This window comes from Methanoregula sp., assembly GCF_041663825.1.
Classification (GTDB): domain Archaea; phylum Halobacteriota; class Methanomicrobia; order Methanomicrobiales; family Methanospirillaceae; genus Methanoregula.
In genome coordinates, this window is sequence record NZ_JBAYLY010000067.1 from 1 (window position 1) to 2,790 (window position 2,790).

2 protein-coding genes are annotated in these 2,790 nt (G+C 38.5%); one reads left to right on the forward strand and one right to left on the reverse strand.

What is annotated here, in order from left to right:
* Positions 1 to 1,768, forward strand: a 1,768-nt coding sequence (locus WCX19_RS15020; protein ID WP_373009558.1) for an LAGLIDADG family homing endonuclease, incomplete at its 5' end; no start/stop codon positions are given.
* A gap of 161 nt (positions 1,769 to 1,929) precedes the next feature.
* Here the strand turns inward: WCX19_RS15020 and WCX19_RS15025 are convergent.
* Positions 1,930 to 2,538 (reverse strand): hypothetical protein, encoded by a 609-nt coding sequence (locus tag WCX19_RS15025; protein WP_373009560.1) that lies wholly within the window; start codon positions 2,536 to 2,538, stop codon positions 1,930 to 1,932.
* Between the last annotated feature and the right edge of the window lie 252 nt (positions 2,539 to 2,790).

The window sequence follows — 2,790 nt, forward strand, 5'->3', positions numbered from 1 at the left end:
AACGGTATATGCCCTAGAAACTGACGATGGGTTTCCTATCGAATGTACAGATACTTTCTTACCCTTCTACACCAAGGACGCTACTGGTAGAAACCAAAACGCCCTAGATGATGAGAATCTTGGTAGTAGAAAGGAACGGTGGATGATAGGCGTATCTACAATGAGTGGATGCCCAGTGGGATGTAAGTTCTGCTTATTACCAACATCTGTCATTCAAATGGCAAACTTTTCCTATAAGTACATCTGTGACGTTACTGTTGGTGATATTGTAATTTCAAATCAACTTACCAAAGCATCTAATGAAAAATCCGAATACGCTTCATTGTATTCTAAAGCATCTATTGTAACTGGGATAATGAAGCGTCACTATTCAGGTAAAATCATTCATGTAATTACTAAAAGCGGAAAGATTGTTACCGGAACTCCAGAGCACCCAATTGCTATAAAGCGTCTTAAGTATAGAAAGAAGTTTATTCCAATAAGCTCAGTGAGGGTTGGTGATATGGCTATCTCGTGTAACGAGATACACACAAGAACTGAAGGGTGGTATTTAGGTTGGGTAGTTGGATTTGTGGATGGTGATGGTGTTTACACAAAGAATACCGGAAATGCTTCTTTCAAAACAAGCGTGTCGCAATCAGAAGAGACAACGCTTGCGTTATGTCGCAAATTACTAAACAAATACGGGGTTGTCACAACAAAAGTTTGGGATAATGGCCACAATAATGGTAGGTTTAGTTTTGGTAAAAAGTCAAAAGAAGTACTAGATTCACTTGTAGAGAAGTGCGAATCTACAAAAGATTTTGCACGTGGATACGTTGCGGGGTTTTGGGACGCTGAAGGATTTTCCTTAAGGAATAATAAATCATATAGAGTATGCAACACAAATATCAATTTATTAGGTAGGGTCTCAAAATACTTATTATTGTTTGATGTGAAATCTGAAATAAAACTATACGAATCAAATAAAAGCGATGGTGTTGTAAAAGACTGTTTCGTTTTGGAATCTGAGTTGTCGAATAAAGATTTTTGCGCCACATTCCGGCCGGTACACCCAAAAGCTATTTATCTTAATTGTAAAAGATCAAAGTCATTTAGTTCTCTTGATGTAGTTGTTGATGTGTCAGAAGAATATTATGATGGTGATGTTTACAATATAGAGACTGATGAGAAAACATATTTTGCAAATGACATTCTGGTTCACAACTGCGCCACTGGCAAGCTCCCAAGATGGAGAAAGCTCACGGCGGCTGAGATTGTAGAGCAAGTCGAATTCATCCTTTCGCAGCATAGTGACCTAAGCTTTTGTGAAGCCCAAGAGCATAAGATCAACTATACAAGAATGGGAGAGCCCTTCCTTAATCTTCCTTATGTTCAAGAAGCTATCCGACTCATTGAGGAGAAATATCCAGGAACTCACCATTACGTTTCTACAATTGGAATGCAGGGTTCGGACTTCTCATGGATAAAAGACAATATAACCCTGCAAGTTTCACTTCACTCACTGGATGAGGCGCGTAGAGATGCTTTAATTCCAGTTACAAAAAAGATGACAATTCAGGAACTTGGGCAGATTAGAACTGAGTCCAAGCTGAAGACAACGGTCAATATGACGTTGGTTGATGAAGATGATTTTGATATTGAGAAGCTGATGGCAAATTTCGACCCAGCTAAGTTCTTTATCAAGGTCAGCCCAATCAATCCCAACGAAATTTCTAAGGGGAACAATCTGGGTCCTGGTGTGATCCGGGGAGTGAACCTTGTTTAGTAGTATAGGAGCATGTTTTGAATACGGATAATTTCACTAAGATGGTTTGCGATCAATTGGCAAAGGCTGGCTTCGATCACGCGATAGCTGTTGCCACGAATGCAGAAGTTGCTGCTGGGGCGGCATGTGGCCAACTCAGCATTATTACCAAGAAGTAGTTTTTAGATTGACATCTTCCTTTTGGGCAAGATACCAATTTCTTGCAGTTTATCTTTATTCCACAATTCTGAGTTTTTGTATTCAGAATGAAACCAATCCCATTTTTCTTTAGCGGCAGGATAAAACCGTCCCTTTATTTCAATCCATAAATCGCTGTCAATTAAATAAGCATCTGGCCTATAGCTTCGTTTTCCATCAGGCATAAAGAAAACATGTGGCTGCCAAAGAAAACGAATTTTGGTTTTATTTAACCACTGAACAGTTTTTAACTCATAACTAGCTATACATATAATTTTTTCTCCAGTTTCCCAATGCTTTTCAATAAATTTACGATTGTGTTTTATGGCCACTTTAAGAGATTGTGAAGCAATTTGCATATGATGTCGTACCCCAAAATGTTTTAACATGGCATCTTCACGTCGTTCTGTGGCACCATCAGGATGTCTGGTTTTATGATGAATTACATTAACAGGATAAGCCTCAAACTCACCGTATTCTTTATCAGAGAATAAACACTTATGCAACATACCATTGTAATTACCTATTATCTTAACTTTTCCACCTGACGCCTCTTCAACCTTTTTTTCTATAAATTTAATTGGAGACCTCATTCTTTCCGATCTGGTATCTGTCCATCGTTGCGGGTGTCCTAAACCATTTAAAACATTCTGAGGATACGCAGTAAATTCTCAATATTCAGAATCAATAAATTTACATTCAGTGGTCAATCCGCCAAAGCTATTTTCGTCAGCTAAAATCAACCCATATCCAAATCTCTCATCAATTTTTGTTTGCATATCTTGTATTGAAACTCTAGAAGCAACTCTCGCACGCTTAGGATGACGAGTTCCACGACAAACTGC

Excerpts from the sequence above, each read along its gene's own strand:
- WCX19_RS15025 (WP_373009560.1), bottom strand. The coding sequence starts at position 2,538 with ATGAGGTCTCCAATTAAATTTATAGAAAAAAAGGTTGAAGAGGCGTCA.